This is a genomic window from Mycobacterium palustre, assembly GCF_002101785.1.
In the GTDB taxonomy this organism is placed as follows: Bacteria; Actinomycetota; Actinomycetes; order Mycobacteriales; family Mycobacteriaceae; genus Mycobacterium; species Mycobacterium palustre.
This window is the reverse complement of sequence record NZ_LQPJ01000093.1, coordinates 1-1,023: the sequence shown is the minus strand read 5'-3', so window position 1 is coordinate 1,023 and position 1,023 is coordinate 1. Positions and strand designations below refer to the sequence as shown.

Below are 1,023 nucleotides of genomic sequence, written 5' to 3'. Positions count from 1 at the left end.
ACACTCAACGCCGCCACAGCGCACTCAGCGGCCTACCACCCATCAGCCGCCTGTAACCAACGTTATGGCCGGGTACACCTAGGCGCCACACCCTAGGCGCGGCGCGGTCAGCCGGGGATCTTCGCGAGCACGGCGCCCGCGATGCTGACCGCCGACTGCCGGGGCCGGTCACCGTCGGTGGTGCCACCGTAGGTCACCGTGAGGTCGACGACGACGTTGGCCTTGGCCGCCAGGGCGCGGGTGGACCGCACCTGTAGTCCCTTGGGCGCCAGGTCCAGGGTGCTGATGCCGTTGCCGGCGTCGGCGGGGTTGCCCACCGAGTATTGGATCGGTGTGTTCCCCGAGAATGTCGCGGTGACGGTCGAGCCGCCGCATTGGCGCCAGTCGGACAGCGCGTTCGCCAGTTGCGACCGGGCCGTCGACGGATCGCGAAACGCGACGACCGCCAGCAGCGCTTCGACCGACTTGAGCAGGCTGCGGCTGTCGGAAAACTTCGCCGCGTGATAGCCGGCGATCGCGTCGGCGGTGTAGGCATCGGGTGCCCCGGCGGCGATGCTTCCCCAGCACTGCGGGCGGTCGATGGTGCCGTCGGCGCCGGCCCTGCCGGCGCGGTCCCGCGTCGGGCCGGGCTGAAGGTTCTGGTCGGCGGTGATGTTCTGCAGCTCGGTGAGGCTGGGCAGCAGCGACGCCACGGTGGCCGGCTCCACCGTGGGTCCCGCGGGCGCCGCGGTTGTCGGGGCGGGGGCCGGCGCGGCGGTCCGGCCCGGCGTGCCGGGAAACGCGGCCAGGGTGGCCCACGCGACCAGCGCGAGGACGGTCGCCGTGATGAACGCGTACGACAGCGCCAGCCCCGCCACGGCTCGGTCGCGGCCCGGCTCACCGGTGCGCCGGATCTGGGCCAACCCGAGGTGGCCCAGGATCGCACCGGCCGGCGGGAACACGAACGCGAACACCAGCGACAGCGTCGCCATGGCGTTGGAAGACCGGCGGGGTGGCGGCGGGGGCGACGCTGTCGCTGGTGTT

The 1,023-nt window shown here is 72.8% G+C and carries 1 protein-coding gene; it reads right to left on the bottom strand.

Annotated elements, in window-relative coordinates; all coding sequences use genetic code 11:
- Positions 1-107: 107 nt before the first annotated feature.
- On the bottom strand, positions 108-1,023 hold a 916-nt coding region (locus tag AWC19_RS10420; RefSeq protein ID WP_142281111.1), incomplete at its 5' end, for a sensor domain-containing protein.